The organism is Moritella sp. PE36, from assembly GCF_000170855.1.
Classification (GTDB): Bacteria; Pseudomonadota; Gammaproteobacteria; order Enterobacterales; family Moritellaceae; genus Moritella.
Map to the genome: position 1 here is coordinate 43872 of NZ_ABCQ01000007.1, position 20493 is coordinate 64364.

21 protein-coding genes are annotated in these 20493 nt (G+C 41.8%); 6 read left to right on the forward strand and 15 right to left on the reverse strand.

Annotated features, from left to right (window positions below; translation table 11 throughout):
• Positions 1–7: 7 nt before the first annotated feature.
• From PE36_RS06425 to PE36_RS06445, 5 genes are all read right to left on the reverse strand, one after another.
• Positions 8–211 carry a hypothetical protein gene (locus tag PE36_RS06425; RefSeq protein ID WP_006031160.1) on the reverse strand — a complete coding sequence of 68 codons (204 nt, stop codon included), beginning with the start codon at positions 209–211 and terminating at the stop codon, positions 8–10.
• A 22-nt stretch (positions 212–233) separates the two neighbouring features.
• Complete coding sequence (locus tag PE36_RS06430) at positions 234–833, reverse strand: molecular chaperone (protein WP_232286538.1); 600 nt, start codon at positions 831–833, stop codon at positions 234–236.
• Between the two features lie 24 nt (positions 834–857).
• Complete coding sequence (locus PE36_RS06435) at positions 858–2558, reverse strand: 4Fe-4S dicluster domain-containing protein (protein WP_006031162.1); 1701 nt, start codon at positions 2556–2558, stop codon at positions 858–860.
• Between the two features lie 273 nt (positions 2559–2831).
• Entirely contained in the window at positions 2832–3506 is a 675-nt protein-coding gene (locus tag PE36_RS06440) for a DUF3306 domain-containing protein (RefSeq protein ID WP_006031163.1), read from the reverse strand.
• Positions 3496–3981, reverse strand: coding sequence for a DUF3305 domain-containing protein (locus PE36_RS06445; protein ID WP_006031164.1), 486 nt, complete (start codon positions 3979–3981; stop codon positions 3496–3498). The genes PE36_RS06440 and PE36_RS06445 overlap by 11 nt, the downstream gene beginning before the upstream one ends.
• 205 nt (positions 3982–4186) lie before the next feature.
• Here PE36_RS06445 and PE36_RS06450 point away from each other — a divergent pair, with 205 nt between their 5' ends.
• The gene (locus PE36_RS06450; RefSeq protein ID WP_006031165.1) at positions 4187–5077 is read left to right on the forward strand and encodes a formate dehydrogenase accessory sulfurtransferase FdhD; all 891 of its coding nucleotides are present in this window, start codon (positions 4187–4189) and stop codon (positions 5075–5077) included.
• Positions 5074–5988 (forward strand): helix-turn-helix transcriptional regulator, encoded by a 915-nt coding sequence (locus PE36_RS06455; protein WP_006031166.1) that lies wholly within the window; start codon positions 5074–5076, stop codon positions 5986–5988. Before PE36_RS06450 ends, PE36_RS06455 begins: the two co-directional genes overlap by 4 nt.
• 77 nt (positions 5989–6065) lie before the next feature.
• Here the strand turns inward: PE36_RS06455 and PE36_RS06460 are convergent, their stop codons facing one another.
• The 7 genes from PE36_RS06460 to PE36_RS06490 all read right to left on the reverse strand — a co-directional run bounded on the left by PE36_RS06460 (position 6066) and on the right by PE36_RS06490 (position 14202).
• Positions 6066–6449 carry a RidA family protein gene (locus PE36_RS06460; RefSeq protein ID WP_006031167.1) on the reverse strand — a complete coding sequence of 128 codons (384 nt, stop codon included), beginning with the start codon at positions 6447–6449 and terminating at the stop codon, positions 6066–6068.
• Between the two features lie 38 nt (positions 6450–6487).
• Positions 6488–7918, reverse strand: coding sequence for a Na+/H+ antiporter NhaC family protein (locus PE36_RS06465; RefSeq protein WP_006031168.1), 1431 nt, complete (start codon positions 7916–7918; stop codon positions 6488–6490).
• 73 nt (positions 7919–7991) lie between these two features.
• Positions 7992–9011, reverse strand: coding sequence for a D-cysteine desulfhydrase family protein (locus PE36_RS06470; RefSeq protein ID WP_006031169.1), 1020 nt, complete (start codon positions 9009–9011; stop codon positions 7992–7994).
• Between the two features lie 60 nt (positions 9012–9071).
• Positions 9072–9809 carry a sulfite exporter TauE/SafE family protein gene (locus tag PE36_RS06475; RefSeq protein WP_006031170.1) on the reverse strand — a complete coding sequence of 246 codons (738 nt, stop codon included), beginning with the start codon at positions 9807–9809 and terminating at the stop codon, positions 9072–9074.
• A gap of 688 nt (positions 9810–10497) precedes the next feature.
• Complete coding sequence (locus PE36_RS06480) at positions 10498–11379, reverse strand: LysR family transcriptional regulator (protein ID WP_006031171.1); 882 nt, start codon at positions 11377–11379, stop codon at positions 10498–10500.
• A gap of 325 nt (positions 11380–11704) precedes the next feature.
• A complete protein-coding gene (gene yiaY / locus PE36_RS06485; protein ID WP_006031172.1) occupies positions 11705–12853 on the reverse strand; it encodes an L-threonine dehydrogenase in 1149 nt (382 codons plus the stop codon).
• A gap of 227 nt (positions 12854–13080) precedes the next feature.
• On the reverse strand, positions 13081–14202 hold the full coding sequence (locus tag PE36_RS06490) for an enoyl-CoA hydratase/isomerase family protein (RefSeq protein ID WP_006031173.1): 1122 nt from the start codon (positions 14200–14202) through the stop codon (positions 13081–13083).
• A 118-nt stretch (positions 14203–14320) separates the two neighbouring features.
• On the opposite strand from PE36_RS06490, the gene PE36_RS06495 reads away from it, so the two are divergent.
• Complete coding sequence (locus PE36_RS06495; RefSeq protein ID WP_006031174.1) at positions 14321–14890, forward strand: alkylphosphonate utilization protein; 570 nt, start codon at positions 14321–14323, stop codon at positions 14888–14890.
• Positions 14891–15021: 131 nt separating this feature from the next.
• Here PE36_RS06495 and PE36_RS06500 read toward each other — a convergent pair whose 3' ends face one another.
• Positions 15022–15741 (reverse strand): YebC/PmpR family DNA-binding transcriptional regulator, encoded by a 720-nt coding sequence (locus tag PE36_RS06500; protein ID WP_006031175.1) that lies wholly within the window; start codon positions 15739–15741, stop codon positions 15022–15024.
• Between the two features lie 235 nt (positions 15742–15976).
• Here PE36_RS06500 and PE36_RS06505 point away from each other — a divergent pair, with 235 nt between their 5' ends.
• The 3 genes from PE36_RS06505 (at position 15977) to PE36_RS06515 (ending at position 18471) form a co-directional block, all read left to right on the forward strand.
• A complete protein-coding gene (locus tag PE36_RS06505; protein WP_232286539.1) occupies positions 15977–17449 on the forward strand; it encodes a M48 family metalloprotease in 1473 nt (490 codons plus the stop codon).
• An 82-nt stretch (positions 17450–17531) separates the two neighbouring features.
• Complete coding sequence (arsC, locus tag PE36_RS06510; protein WP_006031177.1) at positions 17532–17882, forward strand: arsenate reductase (glutaredoxin); 351 nt, start codon at positions 17532–17534, stop codon at positions 17880–17882.
• A 13-nt stretch (positions 17883–17895) separates the two neighbouring features.
• Complete coding sequence (locus PE36_RS06515; RefSeq protein WP_006031178.1) at positions 17896–18471, forward strand: DUF2069 domain-containing protein; 576 nt, start codon at positions 17896–17898, stop codon at positions 18469–18471.
• Positions 18472–18593: 122 nt separating this feature from the next.
• On the opposite strand, the gene hda is transcribed toward PE36_RS06515, so the two are convergent.
• Both hda and PE36_RS06525 read right to left on the reverse strand, forming a co-directional pair.
• Positions 18594–19307 carry a DnaA inactivator Hda gene (hda, locus tag PE36_RS06520; protein WP_043994108.1) on the reverse strand — a complete coding sequence of 238 codons (714 nt, stop codon included), beginning with the start codon at positions 19305–19307 and terminating at the stop codon, positions 18594–18596.
• Between the two features lie 98 nt (positions 19308–19405).
• A complete protein-coding gene (locus tag PE36_RS06525; protein WP_006031180.1) occupies positions 19406–20452 on the reverse strand; it encodes a DUF2066 domain-containing protein in 1047 nt (348 codons plus the stop codon).
• Between the last annotated feature and the right edge of the window lie 41 nt (positions 20453–20493).

The window sequence follows — 20493 nt, forward strand, 5'->3', positions numbered from 1 at the left end:
GCTCCGTTTATAGAGAATCGTAGTAATCACGAATGTGTTGGGTTTCATGGTAACCTGTTGTCTTTTCTTGCTTAGCGTTCGTATCTTGCGTGTCGACAGATGCAATCGCAGAGGTAGAGACTCCTGTTGCAATCACACCTACGGTGACACCTAAACCAATATTCTTTAACAATTGGCGGCGGTTTTCATCCAGCTTATTTTGTTTACTCATCCAGTTTGATCCTCTATCGTTATTATTTTTTTACGTCGATAAAACGTATTTTTTCAATGCTTAAAAATTGCCAAGCGAGCTCGGCGACGGCGCTATAAAACACTGCGTTTTTCGCTACCTTTAAATCCTGACAAAAACGCTCAAACCAAGTATCGATATGGCGATTAAAAAATTCGGCTTGTACCTTGTGATCACTTTCTGCGACGAGCATCGTCATCACTTCGAGCAATGCCGCAATATGATCTTCTGGTTCTTTCACGTCTTCATCGCGTTGAAAGCCCAGCTTTTTCAAATCATGGCGTAAATGCGCTAATGGCATTTCCATTAATGAACCGGTGAGGAACCAAGAAGCAAACGGTACGATCTCACCATGGCCAATACCAATAAACAGATCTTGATATTCATCTTCCACCGCGGTTAATAAGGTCTTTTGAGACGCGAGTTTTAATAACGGCCAAGCCGCTGACATACCCGTGGTTTGAATGAGCTCGTTCGGGGCATCCACATCTAAATTAGCTAACCAATCAATCACGTCAGCCTCGGGTGCCTTACGTAATAGATGAGCAAGTAAACTATAGATATCGATACGTAATTTTGTTTCTTCAGCAACTGGCTGTGACATGTATTGTGTTTCCATCATTTCGTTTTACACTCGCAACTGACTGGTTGGATCATCTGCCATGTCAGAAAAAATATCGCGTACACGACAGTCTTCACACATAGATAAACGGCGAATAGCATCCCCCTGAAATTGGGAATGTCCTTGTAATTTTTCGGTCAACATTTTAATCATCGACGCTGGCGCAAATGCTTTACCGCAACTTAAACAGCAAGCAGGCTCTTCTTCATGGATCATCACCGCAGTTTGGCGGCTTTCAGTATCCCAGTTAACACCCGGTTTAAGCGTGAGCACTTGCTCTGGGCAAGCTTTTTCACATAAACCACATTGCACGCAATCTTGCTCTTTAAACTGCAAACCTGGACGACCGCCCACTGCATGTAATGCGCGGGTTGGGCATACCGCCACACAACCCATACATAGTGTGCAATCATCTGTTTTACATTCAACACTACCGTAAGGTGCATTTTCAGGTACGTCAGACTGTGTCGGTTTAACTGTGCTTTGTGCATGCAATCTATCTAATGCACTAAACAGTTTTTCACGCTTAGTCCCTGATAATTGCTCGGCCAATACACCGCTCTCCATCACGGCGATCTTGTTATCTGCCACAGCCAATAAAGACTCAGGGAAGCCCACAAAATCAGCATCCAGATCGAACAAGCAAATACGACTTGGTGCAAAACCCAGTTCAGTTAAAAAGTTTTGCGCGATGATTAATTCATCATTTAATACCCGGTCAATCGTCACTGGCATATAGGCTATATTCGTTGCGAGCAGTACTTGATGTGCACCATAAACCAGCGCACTAAACCAGGTATCTACACCTATAGTCGCTAACTCTTCCAATGCAATCGGGATCACATTCGATGGTAATGACGGTAATTTCGCTGCGACAGTCTCTTCATCTCGATTACCAAAGAATAAGATCGTTGGCTTAACACCACCCGCCATTTGATAACTGTTTAATAAGCGATAGATAAAGTTCTGGGTTTTCTCGGGTTCAGGTAATGCGTAGGTAATTGCTTCTGTCGGACACGCGGTGGCGCATGTGCCAACGCCCTGACATAAGAACGGGTTTATCTCGATCGCATGACCATTACTTGATAACGCACCGGCAGGACACGCATCAACACAACGTGTACAACCGCTCACACCACGGGATGAATGGGCACAAATGTCATTGTTTAAACGGAAATATTTTGGCTTATCAAAGGTACCAAGCATCTCAGGCAAGGTTTCAATCACATCTGCAATCGCCGCTTTACCGCTGCCGACAGGGTAATAACCTGGTGCCGGGATCTCGGTATTGACGATACTCTCGGCGCTCATATCAACTACTAAATCAAAGCTGTCACCACCAATCGTGACTTCCGCGAGATTGGTATAGGTATTCAGCAAGCTACCCGCTACCCGGCAATTCACTTCGAACGCGCCAAGGTAGCCTTTGATCGTGACGTCATGACTAAAAAATACCTTGCTATCCTTGCTCGCTGGCACTGTCTCTGCTGCTGCTGATGTCGCCAGCAGTGTCACCGAGTTAAGCGTGGCAAATTGCGGCGCTAATGCAGTGATCGTATCGTATGCACCAATGATCAATAAATTCCCGCGGCTCTCGTAAGAAACCGTTGGCGGGATCAAGTTCGATAATTCAACCGTACCAGCGATTGCACTTAAGCGTGCTTGACCATTGCTATCTGTAAATGTTTCTAGAATACTTTTTAACATTGCTATTCCTGTATACTCGTCACCGCAAAAATAGGTGCCGATTAAACTGCGAGTTGAGTGCCCGCTGCTCTGTCTGCCGTACGATTTTTACCGTACTTTATGCTGTAGCTAATAGAGCAATAACCGAACCAACTTTTAACGGAAAAAAATGACCTATAAAGAGCTAAAGTCAGATAAGGACCATTGCGGTATTTCCAACTGAGACATTTTGTCGCTACAAATAATCACACCTGTATCAAATTGTCCCGATTAAAATAAGGGTTATTAATCCCTTTATGTCTCACCTTGCTGAATAGTCTTGTGATGTGGTTCATCGCAGCCTAGCGATAATGCGAAATTCTCCGTGATGGCTTCAACAGTTTCATCTTCAACAGCTGACATTTCTACTTCTTGTATTTGTTCAAGGTTGGGGTCTTCTACTAACTCCGTTTCTTGCTCAGGCTCTTTTAATACTGTCTTAACCCAACCACGTAGCTGCTTGGCGATACTATCGTCGAGTTTGGGGATATTAGAAAAGTCTTCAGTGTGATCGTCCATATCACTGATATAGTTGAACTCATCGGAATGAAACAATTTAGCTAGTGCGGCTTTTTTTACTGACTTATCAACCCCCTGCTTTAGAAATGAAGCGACGCCACTATCAAATGTCACGCTGTCGACATCAGTAATTGTTAATACCTCATCACTGCTGTTATCTGCAATACCGTTCTGCTTATCTACAACACTATCTACTGCACTATCTACCGCATCATCGACAACGTCATGCGTCACTTCATCCGGCGTAACGACTTGGTTATGTTCGGCGTTAACCTCATGAACTTGTTCAACAACTTGCTCAGATCCGGGTAATGCTGCAACGGCTGCATTCGTTGCCGATAACGTTGCATCTGTCTTGTCTTTAGCCGTCAGAGAGCGACTCGACCAACGTTGAAAAAAGTTAGTTGCCACTTGAACGTCCTTTTTTATCTTTATAACGTTTCTTTTTAAATTCAATCAGTTCGCCATGACGTCCAATGAATGCTTCCATCCAAGCCTGTACCGGTAATGGCAGTTGAATATGCAAAACTTGATAGTCACCATCCATGTAACTGCTGGCGACACTTTGCGCAACAGTGATAAGTAACGGCGATAACTGCTCATTATGTTCTTCACAAACAATAAACAGATGCGGGTCTTGTGAGCTGAGATTAAAACGATAATCTGTGCGTTCATCGCGGTATAACGTTAATACACGCTCATAACAGGTGCCGATGTTGGCATCTTCTGGCGTGTGGTGGTGGTGGTCATATAATTCGACATTATCAATAGACCAAGACAAAGTCGTCCAGCGTCCAATTTGCTTTTCTTCAGAGCGAAGACGAAACCTGATTGGCCAACTTGACTCGTCTTTTTCTAAGCGCTTATGTTCATCAATTTGTTGCACACATGCTCCTTTATTCTATTTTTATAATTATTTAGTATTGGTATAATTTCTTCTATAACTCCCCCTTATCAGCAAAATTTGGACCAAGTCCAAAATAAGTGACAAATAAAAGGGTTGTACCCAAGTTACTTCAAGATGTTTGGGTATAAGTTGGAATGAACTTTGCTTACCTCTTGATAGATATATAAACCAGCAGGACTTTCGGATGCCGCAATTACCAAAAATAATTAGAACTAATTCTTCAGTTGAGCACACCATGACCGTCGACATCATGGATGAATATGGCGATACCATGACCAAAGAGATCGCCTGTGAACATCCGTTAACGATTTATTTAAACTGGGTAGAAATCGTCACCGTGATGACGCTCGGAGTCCGCCCTGCCGACCTCGTGCTTGGATATTTAAAAAACCAAGGTTTCATTGAAGACATTGCCGCAATTGAATCAGTGATTATTGATTGGGATACAAATTCTGCAGCCGTGATCACCCGTGAAAGTACCGATGGTTTAGCAGATAAGTTATCGAAAAAAACCGTTACCTCAGGCTGTGGTCAAGGCACCATGTTTGGCAATGTGATGAAGAAATTAGAAGGTATCACGCTGCCACAACCTAAACTGCGCCAATCAAAGCTGTATGCTTTGTTAGAAGCATTAACTCACCACAACGCAACTTATAAAGCGGCCGGTGCAGTACATGGCTGTGCAGTGTGTAAAGACACGGCGATTTTATCGTTTGTCGAAGATGTAGGTCGTCACAATGCCGTTGATACCTTGGCTGGAGAGATGTGGTTAAAAGGTCAAACAGGTGAAGATAAGATCTTTTATACCACGGGTCGCCTCACGTCTGAGATGGTGATCAAAGTAGCGCAAATGGGTATTCCGGTATTACTATCTCGCTCGGGTGCGACACAAATGGGTTACGACTTAGCGAAGCAACTGGGTATTACCATGGTTGCTCGCGCTAAAGGCAATCGCTTTCAAGTATATAACGGTATGGCGAACTTGATCTTAGATGTCAAAGGCCCTGACGCAGAAGCGCTAGCACAAGAACAGGAACAGGAACAATCATCAACACTCACCGGTAAAAGTGCATGAGCGAACACTTCCCTGCGTTTATGAATGTAAAACAAGTCGCTGAGTATTTAGACCTGAATGAAAAGAAGGTCTACACACTGGCTAACAATGGCCATTTACCTGCAACGAAAGTAACGGGTAAATGGTTATTTCCCAAAGCCATGCTGGATAAATGGCTACTGGAATCGTGTCATAACGGTGTACTCAATGACCGCTTACTCATCGCTGGGTCTGATGATCCACTGTTACAACTGGTCGTGGGGAAGATGGCGCAAAAGCTTGGCAGCACCGCACTGGTTGGTTATACCTCAACAGGTACTCGTCAAGGTTTGGCCATGCTCAGTAAAGGCCATGTTGATATTTGTGCGATCCACTGGGGGCATGCAGAAGAAGCGGGTCTACGGCATCCGGCATTATTACAGCAATATCCGGGACATAAAAACTGGGTACTGATCCACGCCTTTGAACGTCAGCAAGGCTTAGTCGTCAGTAAAGAACTGGCCAATTTAGTCAATTCACGTTCGTTAAATCCACAAGAGTTATTGGCTTCACGTTGGCGTTGGGCATTACGTCAAGAAGGCGCTGGTAGTATGCGCGCCTTAGGTGAATGGCTACATAATCATGCTTATACGGTCGATATGCTTACCGCGGCGGAAACCTGTCACAGTGAACGCGAGTTAGCGTCTTGCATTGCCCGCGGAGAAGCGGATGTGGGCTGCGCGAGTCAAAGCACTGCGGGGGAATTTGGTTTAGGGTTCATACCGATCAGCACAGAAGCCTTTGAATTAGTGATCCCGAAAAATATCTACTTCCGCACCTTGCAGCAACAATTGCTACAGTCACTATCTGATATGCAGATCCAAGCCAAAGGTGATCAGCTGGGTGGTTATAACTTTAGCCGTACCGGTCAGCAAGTGTGGAGTGCTAGTTAGCGTTAGAATTAAATAAAAAGTAACCGAATGTAAAAAAGCCCAGACATCAATACTGATAGCTGGGCTTAATACTCACATTACGCGATAGCGATTGCTTCAATCTCAATTAAAGCATCTTTAGGTAAACGGGCAACTTCAACACAAGAGCGCGCTGGGTAAGGTGCATCATTTTTATTAAAGAAGTCTTGATATACTTCGTTAACTAACACGAAATCATTAAGATCTTTAACAAAAACGGTCGTCTTGCAAATATTAGCGACTTTCAGGCCTGCCGCTTCAACAACTGCTTTCACATTTTCTAAAGACTGACGTGCTTGTAACATCACGTCTTCTGACATATTTCCAGTCTCTGGGTCAATAGGTAATTGTCCAGAAGTCATGATAAATGAACCGGTGTTGATACCCTGAACATAAGGGCCAATTGCAGCAGGTGCAAGGGGAGTACTAATAGCTGTTGTCATGTTTTTTTACCTTAATATGTTATTTATAATAATATGAATTAAATTGCTGGCTGCGGCGTTTCTTCGTTGCTGCTACTCGATTTAGGGTTACGTTTCCAACCGGTAACAATAGAGAACATAGTCACTAAGAATAAAGCCCAAGGGTATGGTGCCATAAAGCTGATGGCCGCAGAGGGTACCGCGATATTTGAATTGATCGCTGCAGTTTCAATCGCTGAATACCAAACCATAACCGCAAGACACCAAGGCATCATGTAGAAGATAGAACATACTGCTGCCGACATCAGATTACTGCGACGCTCAGCTGAAATACCTTGTTTTTCACCGATAGGGCGAACGATAGTCGGTCCAACAAGTAACTGAGATGGCGCGTTAGCACTGACTAATAGTGAAGAGGCTGCAGTAGCGAAGAAGATAATTAATTCACTCTTGATCTTGCTTTCGCCAAGGTTTTTCATAATGAATCTAAGGATAGAGTCCATTAAACCTGAGTCCATGAAGATCCTGATGATACCTAATAGTAACAGTACAAACATAACAGCACCGGTTACACCACCGATAGCGGATTCAAAGATACCGCTAGATTCACCACGGACAGCTGGAATGCTGAAAAGATCTGATATTGCAAAACGACCTAAAACCAGACCTACAATCATCGCCGTAATAATACCGTAACTTAATGCTTCGATTAAATGACGACCAGCCAATGCAGTACCGACTACCGCTGCGATGGAAAGCAACATGAATAGGTTGGTTGGTTCTAAATCGTCAAGATTAATTGTGTTTGCAGTTTGAGCGACTTCAGCCCCACCACCAAATATGATTAATACTGCCAGTGTAATTGCACCTGCCAGTATCGCGATTGGCGCACGCTGTTTAACCGTTTGACCTAAATCAGCGCCTTGAGTGGCACAACCTACAATTGTTACGTCTGAAATTGGCGCAACATTATCACCTAATACAGCACCAGACAGTAACGCCAAGGCTACCCATACCGGATCTGCACCTAACATAACGGCGGCAGGAAACAGGATAGGTGCAAGTGCTAAGTTAGCACCATTTGAAGAGCCGGTACCTGAAGCAAAAATCGCAGTAGAGAAAAATACCACGACTAAAAACGCGCTGCCTTGAATACCTGTTGATAAGCCAAGCCACAAGATGCCATCAACTAAGCCACCAGCCTTCATTAACGCACCGAGTACGGCAGCAAACATCCAAGCTGTAATAACCACAACACCTGTTTTGTTAGCAATACCATCAAGAATAGATTTACAATATTCGCCTTTATTTTTTACTAATATCAGACCAACAAGAATGGCTAAAAATCCAGGAGCCCAAGCGCCTTTAGGTCCACCCATGCCATAGGCTGTCAGTAGTAGCATCAAGCTAATCATTAATAATAGAGGTATTATGCCCCCTATTTTACCGACATAAAACTCAAGTTTTGGTTGTTGTATATGTTCAGACATATTTTAATCCTTTAATTTTAATCCTTTAATAAAGGGAGGTAATAAATACTCCCCTCATAAGCTGAAGGTATAATTACTTACCTTCGACTAACTCTGGATAACCAAATAATGAAGGAGCGCCACCGGTATGAATGAAGACAACGTTATCCGTATCTTTAAAATGACCACTTTCAAGCATGCCGATAAGACCGCACATTGCTTTACCCGTGTACGTAGGATCTAATAAAATACCTTCTTCAAATGCCGTGGTATAAATAGCTTCAGCAACTTTCGGACTTGGAATACCGTAACCAGGCGCCAATACCCAGTCAGAGCACTTCACCATGCCGGGTTTAAGTTTATTCTCATCAATATCAAGCATTTTTAGTACTTTACGGGTCTTTACTTCGACTCGTTCAGTTTGAGCTTCTTGATCACGACGTACACAGAAACCATACACTGGGATATCAAGATCTAAAGCAATCAAACCTGCCATTACACCCGCATGAGTATTGGCAGAACCAGAGCCTAGAATAATTGCGTCAATAGGGGTATCTGTTGCTTTAGATTGGAGGTACATTTCTTCAACACATTCAACATAACCTAAAGAGCCCCAAGGTGTTTTATCAGTAGCCCCTAGCGGTATAACAAAAGGATTGTAACCTTCGGCTTTCAATTCTTCCGCGCGCTCATACATGGCGTTATCAGCACCCGACTCATCCTCACCCACATCATAGGTATGAATTTTTGCCCCCATCAATCTGTTTAGGTAAGGGTTACCACTCTCTTGATATTCTTTTGCGTGAGTATTAACACGGTGCTCAAGTTGCACCTCAACATGCCAGCCCATTTTACGCGCTGCAGCGACGGTTTGGCGTACATGGTTTGACTGCACTGCACCAGTTGTTAATAGTGCATCAGCATTTAAGTCCATAGCTCGACCAACATAATATTCAAGTTGGCGCACTTTATTACCACCAAACGCTAAACCAGTGGCGTCATCACGCTTGATATACAAATTCGGACCTTTGAATTTTTTGGTCATATTTGGCATCAGCTCAAGGGGTGTCGGAAGGTGCGCAAGTTTTGCTTTGGTAAATTTTGCTGTTAACATATTTTAAGATCCTATTGTAGAGTAGGTATAGTTGTGTTGTTTTATTTTTAAACTGTTGATTTATAGTGTAATCAATATATTTAAGCCACTGGCGAGTAGCACAAATAAGGTAATGTTTTTGAATAAATCAGGGTTAATAAATTTCGAAATGTATTCACCGAAGAACAGCCCTGCAAACGTTGCTGGTAGCAGCATGAGTGAAGATTCCCAGGTTTCAGCTGCGACACCAAAAACTGACATTTGCAATATAAGAGCAACGGCATAAGAAACTGTAGATGTGGTAATGACGGCTGCTCTGATGGTGTTTTTATCAAGGTCGCATTGTGTCAAATAACCAATAACCGCAGGACCAGGCATAGCTAAAGCACTCGCCATCGCGCCAGAAAGGGTACCGACACCCGCACAGTATTTTTTGTTGGTAGGTAAGTAACGTGGCGTGGAAACATTTCGTGAACGATAGCGTTCAAGCCCGTTTTGAGCACTCATTAGAAGAATTAATATGGCAACGGCAATTTTCAGTGTCTCGATATCCGCCATATTAAATAGTACAACCCCAATTGGGTAACCAATGAGGCAGCCGAGTATTAACTTCTTGACCAAATCCACAGGGACAATTGATCTTATTTTAAACCAATGCACTACAGACATTGCTAAAGTAATGATTATCACAATTTGCACTGCTGAAGTTGATTTCAAAATAATCAAAAAAGCAGTGACGGCAATAATACCGAAGCCGAAGCCTGTCGCGGCTTGAAGCGTCGCAGCACAGAACGTAATAAAAAATAAAACCAAAGTCATAGTAAAAAGCACCGTTGTAAATAATTAACTCAATTATTGATAACGGTAACTTTAATAACAAATGACATTTTTAAGCTTGGGTATAACAAAATGTAATACTGAGTAATTATCCAAAAATCTCGAGATGTTCTCGAAACGCTCATTAGAATACTTAGTAGTAACGTGTCTCATATCCGTGTTTATTGAAGTGTGTAGTTATTTAGGTATGCAGTTAAGAATGCGGCACTGGAGTAGTAAATCAAACTAAATATCATGAGCTTATAAGTTTGTAACACAGGAAAATCATCCGTAAAAAGTATGTTCATAACAACACTTTGATAGTGCCAACACTGACAATCCCCCCCTTAACTGCACAGCATTTATATTCACCATTAACCTCAATAATGGAGATGCTGAACACACTATTTTTTATGTTATCGATGCATGGATTAACGCGAGTAAGCTGGCAGTTATTCTTAGAATCGAGATCGCAATCACACTGTGATTTATATTGCGGGTGAATAAATTCAGGAGATAAATTGACGACTCTGTGTCGAATAGTGATGGCTGTCACATTATAGCAGCAGTCAGTCACTTAGTTGATAGCCCAGTAATCAACGATTCCCTCAGCAGGGTAACCGCTGTGAATTATCACGCAGTAAGCGGGTTGAGATAGATAGGTTTATTAGAGAATAATCATTTGAAAATATTAAAATTTATTTAAGGCTAATTCATTAAATGCATTGATTAACCTTGAATTCTGCTTGGCCTTAAGGGTAATAATCGCATACTCCCAAGTAACTTTAGGCTCAAATGGGATCAGTACTATATTTTCACTATCAACATGCACAAACTCATCTAGGATCGCGGTACCCAGCCCTCTGCTAACTAAGTTATAGATATGATGCTGAGTTCTTGCTTCAAGAATAATATTTCGCTTGATCTGAGCTTTATCAAAAGCCAATTCTATTTTTCTTCGAAATGGGCTACCAAAACCCAGTACCACAAAACGTTCATTCGCGAGATCTTGAGCAGTAAGAATACTGTTATTTGCAAGCGGATTATCAACATGCATAACCACTTTAGCAGCATGCGTCCCAATCGTTTCGATTGATAGTGCAGGATCATCCAACATTGGATCGGCAATAATCGCCATATCCAGCTTGTTCGACTTAACCATATCTTCTAAGGACGTTCGCCCCCCCGGCTCTAATTCGATATTAACCTTAGGATGCAGAGCTAAAAATTCAATCACAAGGTCTGTAATAAAATGTTCCATTACATGTAGAAAGCCAATTCTAAGTCGCCCCGTGTTATTTCGAGAAATAGAGTCCGCAACTTTCATTAAAGCATCTAAACCGATAAATAGATTTTGAACTTCTCGGTAAAAAATATGCGCTTCAGGCGTTGGTATCATTTTATTACGGGTTCGATTAAATAAACGGAAATCTAATCGAGATTCTAAATCATGCAGTAAACGACTGGCAGCGGGTTGGGTAACATGAAGGAGCTCTGCAGCACTCGTTACTGAGCCTGTGATCATAAAATATTTAAAAGCTTCAATTTGCCTGACTTTGATACTTTTTGTCATCGAGAGGATATATCTCCAAGCATTAATTATTAAGAAGTTATTCTAAGTGCAACTGTTCTTAAACAACAGGACAGCGCAGTTAGTGTCTATTTAAACCAGATAGTATGATGATCTATTTATGATGAGATTGAATTTAGCATAATCGGTAACATCAAGGTGTTTAAGTTTTTACAATTTAGAAGTAAAGCATATTTCTTTAATTTCGAACTATGTTGAGCTGATCTGAATTTCAGTAAACGTAAAAAAGCCCAGATATCGACACGGATATCTGGGCTTAATTACATTACCTTACTGGAGTTCTTTTATTCTTTAATTAATCAATATCTTACATCGCCGCATTAAAAATCGCGCAGATCTCTTCGTGTGTCGCTTGTTTTGGATTGGTAAAACCACACGCATCATTTAAGGCATTTTTAGCCAATTCAGGGATATCTTCAACTTTCACATTTAAGCTTGTTAGTCCCGTTGGAATACCTACCGCTAGCGCTAATCCTTTGATTGCCGCAATCGCAGCTTCAGCACCTTGCTCTGGCGTCATCTCCGTCACATCAACACCCATTGCTTTGGCAACATCGCGTAAACGTGCTGGACAAACTTGGGCGTTATAAGTTTGCACAAATGGCAGTAATACCGCATTACATACGCCATGTGGCAAGTCATAGAAACCACCTAACTGATGCGCCATTGCGTGTACATAACCTAGTGATGCATTATTAAATGCCATACCCGCCATGAACTGTGCATAGGCCATTTGTTCACGAGCTTCGATATCTTCACCATGTGCAACGGCTGTGCGTAAATGTGCTTGGATTAATTCCATCGCTTTAATGGCAACGGCATCGGTAATCGGTGTTGCTGCTGTTGATACATAAGCCTCGACCGCATGAGTCAATGCATCCATACCGGTTGCAGCGGTTAAAGACGCAGGTTTCGCTAACATTAATTCCGGATCATTAACTGACATTAACGGGGTGGTATTTTTATCAACAATCGCCATTTTAATGTGCGTTGTTTCATTAGTAATGATACAGAAACGGGTCATTTCTGACGCTGTACCTGCCGTGGTATTAATTGCAACAAGCGGAAGCTGGGCTTTTTCTGATTGATCTAGGCCTTCATAATCCGCGATATGACCTCCATTGGTAGCCACAAGTGCAATACCTTTAGCGCAATCGTGTGGTGAACCACCGCCTAATGAAATCACAAAATCACAATCTTCTGAATTTAATAATGCCAGACCAGCGACTACATTCGCCGTTGTCGGATTTGGCTGGGTGCCATCAAATACTGTAGATGCAACATCACGCGCATTTAATAGGTCTTGAACTTGCTTGACCATACCTATGCTCTTAATCACTTTATCGGTAACGATTAATGCTTTTTTGAAACCATGAGATTTGATCGCGTCAGCCGCTTGAATTAAACAGCCAGCGCCCATTAGATTGTATGCAGGAATAAAGAATGCAGTGCTCATAATATATCTCCAAAATAATAAATAATTATTGCCGCAGTACACTTTTTAAATTCACTGTAGGTAATAATTATCTCAACAGAGCTAGTTGTAATGCAACTGCATCACACTAACCACTTTGAGGTAATTATAACTTTAAGCCTTACAAAATAAAGGGGTTTATAAAATCAAAACGACTTATCTACTCACTTTGATATAGATGTCACATAATTAGGTAATCTAGATGTCAATTACAGCGTACGCAGCGGGTGAGACTCAATTTCCCAAGGCGATACAAATAAACCATCTACAAAATCAACAGGCACATCTGCGATTTGTTTATATAACCAATTCGGCTGATTGTCTTTATCGACCAGTAAAGCTCTTACACCTTCAACCAGATCCGCGTTTAAACAAACATTAACGGCTAAGTCTAATTCCAACTGGAAACAGGCTGCTAATGACAATTCAGTATATTGGTTTATCTGTCGGTATAAGATATGCGCAGATATCGGACTGCCTAGCAGTAACTTATTAATACTTTTCTGTAGCCAAGTATCATCACAGTCATGCGTTTCTATACAACTGATCACATCCGTTAAGCTGGTTTTTAAACTTAACTCGGTAAATAAATTTTGGTGGCTAGAGAGATTATCCGCTAAAAACAGACTGTCATCATAAAGCGCATTTAGCACCGAATCGACTTGAGCCGAATGCTCCGCAGAGTCTGAATGCCAATTAAGTTCACGTAAATCAGTAAGTACTCGCTCTTGCTGAACTGCGGGAATTAAATACTCGCTTAAACCAAGGTATTTAGCATCGTTGGCATTAATACTTGCTCCAGTGAGACCCAGAAACAGTCCAACACCCGGCTGTGGTAAACGATTTAAAAACCATGTGGCACCAACGTCAGGGAATAAACCTATGGTGATCTCCGGCATCGCTATTCTAGCGGTTTCAGTAACAACGCGATGACTTGCCCCCATGAACAGCCCTAACCCGCCACCCATGATAATGCCATCACCCCAAACAATCAGTGGTTTACCAAAGTTGTGCAGTAGATAGTCAACTTGATACTCAGCAATAAAATATTCACTCACGACCTGCTGCTTAGCCTCATGACCCTTAGTGGCCACTAACACTTGTTGTAATGATTTAACATCGCCACCGGCACAAAAGGCTTTCTCGCCAGTGCTGGTCAACAATACACTGACAATACGTTTATCATCCTGCCAAGCCAGTAACTGCCGATGTAACAAAGGGAACATATCGGCGCTCAGAGCATGCAACTGTCGTGCTTTATTAAGGGTAATAATACCAATGGCATGACCATCATCCGTGGCTAACTCATCAAATAATACGCTTGCTTCCATGTGAACTCCGACTGATAAAAAACCAGTGTAGCGACATCAACCGTTAGAAGCTATTGTGAGATACCCAAAATACTTCCGCTGTGGCATAATAGCCCCACAAAATTTAGAGGATTAATCAATGACTATCGAAACAACGCTATTACAACGCAGTGGTTCTAAATGTGAAATGTGCACAGCAGAATCTAACTTAACCGCTTATGAGCTACCTGAATCACCAGAAAAAAGCTCTGACTGTGCAGTAATGCTTTGTGGTACTTGCCTTGAGCAAATCAACAACTCAGATACTCTTGATGAAAATCACTGGCGTTGCCTAAACGACAGCATGTGGAGCCAGGTACCAGCAGTACAAGTACTTGCATACCGCATGTTAAGCCGCCTAGATGCAGACTGGTCACGTGACCTACTTGATATGATGTATCTAGAAGAAGATGTTAAAGCATGGGCTGAAAAAGGCGTATTAATTGCGGCGATGACTGACACGCCTGCGCGTGATGTTAACGGCACAATCTTAAAAGCTGGCGACAACGTAAATATCATCAAAGACTTACCAGTTAAAGGTTCAAGTTTAGTGATTAAACGTGGCACCGCAGTGCGTAATATCGGTTTAACCGATAACCCATTACACATTCAAGGCCGCGCCAACGGTACTGCAATGGTGATTATTTCTGCATACTGCAAAAAAATGTAATTTGCTTAGCTTGTTTCGTTATTGAACGTGACTGTTAACCAGATCAAAAAAGGCCGATTACTCATTCTGATAAAGAAACGGTAATCGGCCTTTTTTATGCGCGGTGTTAATAACCGCTTATCATTGACTAATTAGTCAATGATTGCATTGTGATATACGTCTTGTACATCATCACTGTCGTTTAGTGCTGCAAGGAAACGTTCGAACATTTCAGCATCGTCACCAACAACTTCAATTTCTACTTGTGGTAAGAATGTAATGTCTTCTGCATCAAATTCAATACCTGCAAATGCGTCTGATAATGCTACTTTCGTTTTGTAGAATTCAGTGTGTGGAACATAAACAGTAATCGTACCGTCTTCGTTCTCAACATCAGCAACATCAATTTCCGCTTCCATCAATGTTTCTAATACCGCATCTTCGTCATCAAATTTGAATTCGAATACCGCTTGATGATCGAACATGTGTGATACTGAACCTTGAGCACCCAATTTCGCGCCATTCTTAACGAATGCTTGACGAACTTCAGTGAAAGTACGTTTACCGTTGTCCGTTAGACATTCAACAATAACCATACAGTTACCAGGACCAAAACCTTCATAACTTGCGCGTTCATAATCTTCACCACCAGCGCCTGATGCTTTTTCAATTGCACGCTCAATAACGTGACTAGGAACTTGATCTTTTTTCGCTTTTTCAATGATGCGGCGAAGACTTAAGTTGTGGTCAGGGTCGCCACCACCAGTTTTTGCACAGACATAGATCTCTTTACCATATTTAGAGTAGATCTTAGTTTTCATGCCAGCTGTTTTAGCCATCGATAATTTACGGTTTTGGAACGCTCTGCCCATCTTAATTCACTCTCATTTTAAATTTGAAATAAATACTTACCGATTTTAGCAGGATTAACAGCATTTTTTCCACAAAAGCGTAAATATCTTATCTTTCTCCAACAAAAATTGACTAAACATCCCACGGAACTATAACCAATATAGGCTATCTGACTATTTGTCATTGTTATCAGTTAATAATATGTTCTACTATGTTAACTAGTATTTACTTAGTTTTCATCGCATAGGTCGCCACTTGTATTTAAAAAAAATGTATCTCAAAAAAATATTACGTTTGACCAGTACAGCATTATTTGTCGGCGCGTTAGGTCTCGTTAGCTCAGTACAGGCTAGCAATAAACTGCCCGAAATCGGTACCGCAGGTATTACCGCCTTATCGATCGACCAAGAACGCCAATACGGCGCGGCTTTTATTAAAGTGGCGCGAGGCTCTTTCCCTATGGTCAGCGATCCGGTGTTACAAGAATACATTGCTGAATTGGGCGCTAAACTCATTAGCCAAGCCGATTCAGTACGCTTCCCGTTTAATTTTTTCCTGATCAAAAATGATGAAATCAATGCCGCGGCTTTTCTTGGTGGTTATGTAAAAGTGCACACTGGCTTATTCTTATATGCCGAAAGCGAAGCTGAATTTGCATCAGTTATTGCCCATGAGATCTCACACATTACCCAACGCCACCTTGCCCGTAGCTTAGAAGCACAAGCAGGCAATAGCCAACTTACAGTAGCTGGTTTAGTCGGTGCGGTATTATTAGGTATTGCTAATCCAGTAGCTGGTATTGCCATGTTACAAACCACTGTCGCCATTAATGCTCAGTCTGCGATTAACTATACCCGCGCCAATGAATTTGAAGCCGACCGTATTGGTATTCAGGTTATGGTGAATGCGGGTTACGATCCGACTGCAATGTCGACATTCTTTGGTAAGTTATCCGAGCAATATCGTTTTAGTTCAACACCACCACAAATGTTGATCACTCACCCATTACCAACCACCCGGATCACCGAAGCACGTGACAGGGCCGCGCTGTACCCAAATAAATACTACCCGCCAAGCCTCGACTATCAATTAGCCAAAGCCCGTATTCAAGTCCGTTATGGCGTATTAAAACCAGAAGAAGCACTGCAATTTTTTCAGCATCAGCTTAAAACCAGAACGTTCAAGCTAAAAGATGCGGCACTCTACGGTCAAGCGTTGGCGTTACTGCAATTAGACAAAAATAACCAAGCGAAGAAGATTGTGGTCGAATTGGCGAAAACGCAGCCAAACAACCTATTTTATCTTGATACCCTTACCGATATCGATTTAGCCCTCAAACACAATGACGAAGCCATCGCACGATTACAGAAAGCCAATAACAGATATACCAATAACCCAGTTACCACCATCAATTTAGCCGTGGCGCTACAGCAAGCAAAAAAATATAATCAAGCGAAAAAACTCATTCGAGATTATTTACGCAGTAATGAAACCGATATGATTGCGTTGAGTATTTATATTGATTTACTTAATCAAACCGATGATAAAGTAATTATGTATATGCAACGTGCCAATATGGCGCAACTCAGTGCTAACTATCCAAAAGCCCTAAACGAGCTGCAATCTGCCCGCACACTCGCGACAAGCTCGGCTGATATAGCACGCATTGATGCGCATATGGAGCAAATTGAGTTAGAAAAGCAAGAAATGCAAGCATTGCAAAACTAGCCAAGGGACAGGAAACAAGGCAAAATGGGGACTTTAAGGATCCCAATTTATTTTAAGATTGTTTTAAGGAATAAACCAAGCCATGACTAATGTCACTATTTATCACAATCCGCGTTGCTCTAAAAGCCGCCAAACTCTTGCATTATTAGAAGAACAAGGCGTGCAGCCTAGCATCGTGAAATACCTCGAAACGCCACCATCAGCAGCACAACTGCAAGAAATCCTAACCTTACTCGCATTAACTCCTCGTCAATTAATGCGTATTAAAGAAGCTGAATATAAAGCACTTGGTTTAGATGATGAAAGCTTGTCTAATGACGAACTCATTGCCGCAATGATCGCAACACCGAAATTAATCGAACGTCCAATTGTGCTAGCAAACGGTAAAGCTACGATTGGCCGTCCACCTGAAAATGTTTTAGCCATTCTCTAACAACGAGCAAATAATGCAAACAACACAAGAAAGACAAAAACGTATTACGCAGTACCGATTTCTGGGACTGTTTGGCTTCTTTGGCCTGATCATACTCATGTTCGTATGGCAGTTATGGCTAACGCCAGAAAAACTACAAGACCATACCCAATCACAAGCATTAGCTGAATTAACAGCAATGGCAGAAGCAAATCCAGAATTATTACCGCAGGTTGAAGCTGAAAAACAGAAATGGTTAGAGCGCCAAGCATCACACGAGTCAAATCCATTAGCCAAAGCCTTTATTTGGATCTTGCCATTATTATTCCCCTTCTACGGATTAGTCAAAGGCAAACCTTACACGGCCGCTTGGAGTAACTTTGTGGTGATGATCTATTACATGCATTCATTAACCATCATGTATACAGATCCAGATGAACGTTATCTTGCGATCCTAGAGTTTGCCTTAGCCAACTGTATGTTGTTTGGTAATGGCCTTTATGCCCGGATGCAGGGCAAAGAGTTAGGGCTAGGTTTTGATAAGCTAAAAGTAGTGATGGCTGCAGAAAAAGAACGCGAAGAAGCATACAAAACGCAAAGCAAAGATTAACCTTGTGTAGGCTCGTGCTAACAGTCACACTGAAATAACAAAAAGGAAATAGTGTCATCGACCCTATTTCCTTTTTACTTTTTACTTTTTCAATATGTTGTAAGTCGTTTTGGCTTTGTTAATTATAAAGAAAGGGTTTCTTTTACAAAGGGGATAGTCAATCGACGTTGCGCACTAATTGACGCTTGGTCTAATCGATCTAATGTGGCAATAAGCGTTTTCATATCACGTGATGAGCGGTTTAACAGAAAGCGAGCTACATCCATTGGCAGCTTCAATCCTCTAAACTCAGCACGTAGTTGCAGTGCAGCTAACTTGCCATCATCATCCAATAACTGCAATTGGTAACTCACACCCCAATCTAATCGCGATAACAGATCTGGTAACTGAATACCTAAATGTCGCGCCGCGCTATTACCGGTGACGATCAATGAACCTGGGGTATTTTTATCATGGCTATCGAGCCAACGGTTATAAAAGTTGAATAAGGCCACTTCCCACTCACGGTTCCCCGCGATCAATTCAATATTATCGATACATACAAGATCAAGATGTTCCATACCATCAAGTACGGATGGAATCATCATAGAAGACATTTCCATCGGTAAATAAGCCGCTGAGCGATCAGCATCGGAACATTCAGTACACGTAGCATGAAGTAAATGAGAGGTGCCGGAACTCCGGTTACCAAATAGATAAATAAATGGATCACCGTCGCCTACAGCGGCATTTTTTAGCGCTGTCAGTAGCTGGACATTAGCACCGGGGTAAAAACTCGCGAAAGTTTCACCGTCGGGTAATTGTACTGGTAAAGAAAGTTGTGCTGGAGTGTTCAATATCACCCTTTCATACAATCATAAGATTAGTGTGGCCATTGTAGCATCTCAATGGCCGATAGAAAACGACTAGTAAAAAAACACATTATAAAATGTGCTTAATTTATCGAGTTCCACTGGAAATTCATGTCACCAAAGGCATTTTCACTACTTTTGATCCGTTGATCTAACGACAGTTCCATTAATAGATCTTGCTGGGTACCCAGTAACACCAATTTTAATTGAATACTTGATCCTGACACGGCTTCAAGATCAGCTTGAGCAACGGCTGATAACTCAGAAAACATCTCAATTAACTTGGCATAATCAGTAATGCCAGATACTGCATCAACATTTAAAAACACCACTTCATTGTTTCCGGATGCTTTTACGCTATAACGTTCAGCAAGATGGTTAGCGAGATTATCTGTTAGCTCAGTACCGATTACAGTAAGCGCACCTTGACCTTGGCCATTCAACCAAACCTCATACGCTTGCTTGCTATTGCTGCGACCGTACATACTCCAATCTAGTTTATAATCATCATTCTGTTTAATTATCTTAGCAATAATATAATTGTCGGCGGCATAACGGGTTGAAGCAAGTTCTACCGGATCGGTAAATTTACCCCATAAATCGCGACTACTTACTTGCAATTGATCATCGAGATCCATGACTGGAAATAATACCGGGATCGCACGTTTATTTGCTTGCGCTTTAATCGCATCAATGAACTCTGCATAGTCACTGTCACTTTCGCCTCTGACACTGCGGCTAAAATCTTCATCAACGACTAACCACACAATTAACTGTGGACGATTCGAGCTCCACACACCAAATTTGCTGCTGCGTAATAAGCGGTTTATTTTTTGATCATTAAAACTTGTTTGTAAATAACGTTCGCCATCAACATGTTCTTCAGCTTGTTTCACTAAATATTGACGTGCATTGATTAACGCTTTTTTGATTACCGGATCCGCAGTTATTGTGGCATTGCCAGAAACTTTAACCAGCACTTCAGCAAAGGCGACTTTTTGTAAAGTGCGGTTAGACTGATTATTCTCCGCCATAACAGATGCAGAATACAACTGCTCAACCTCAACCGCACGCGTGGTGAGAGGGAGAAGAGATAACAATGATAATAAAATAGGAAATAAACGCTTCATACGATCCTTTTAAGAGTAACGTGATGACTCAAATTGATGAT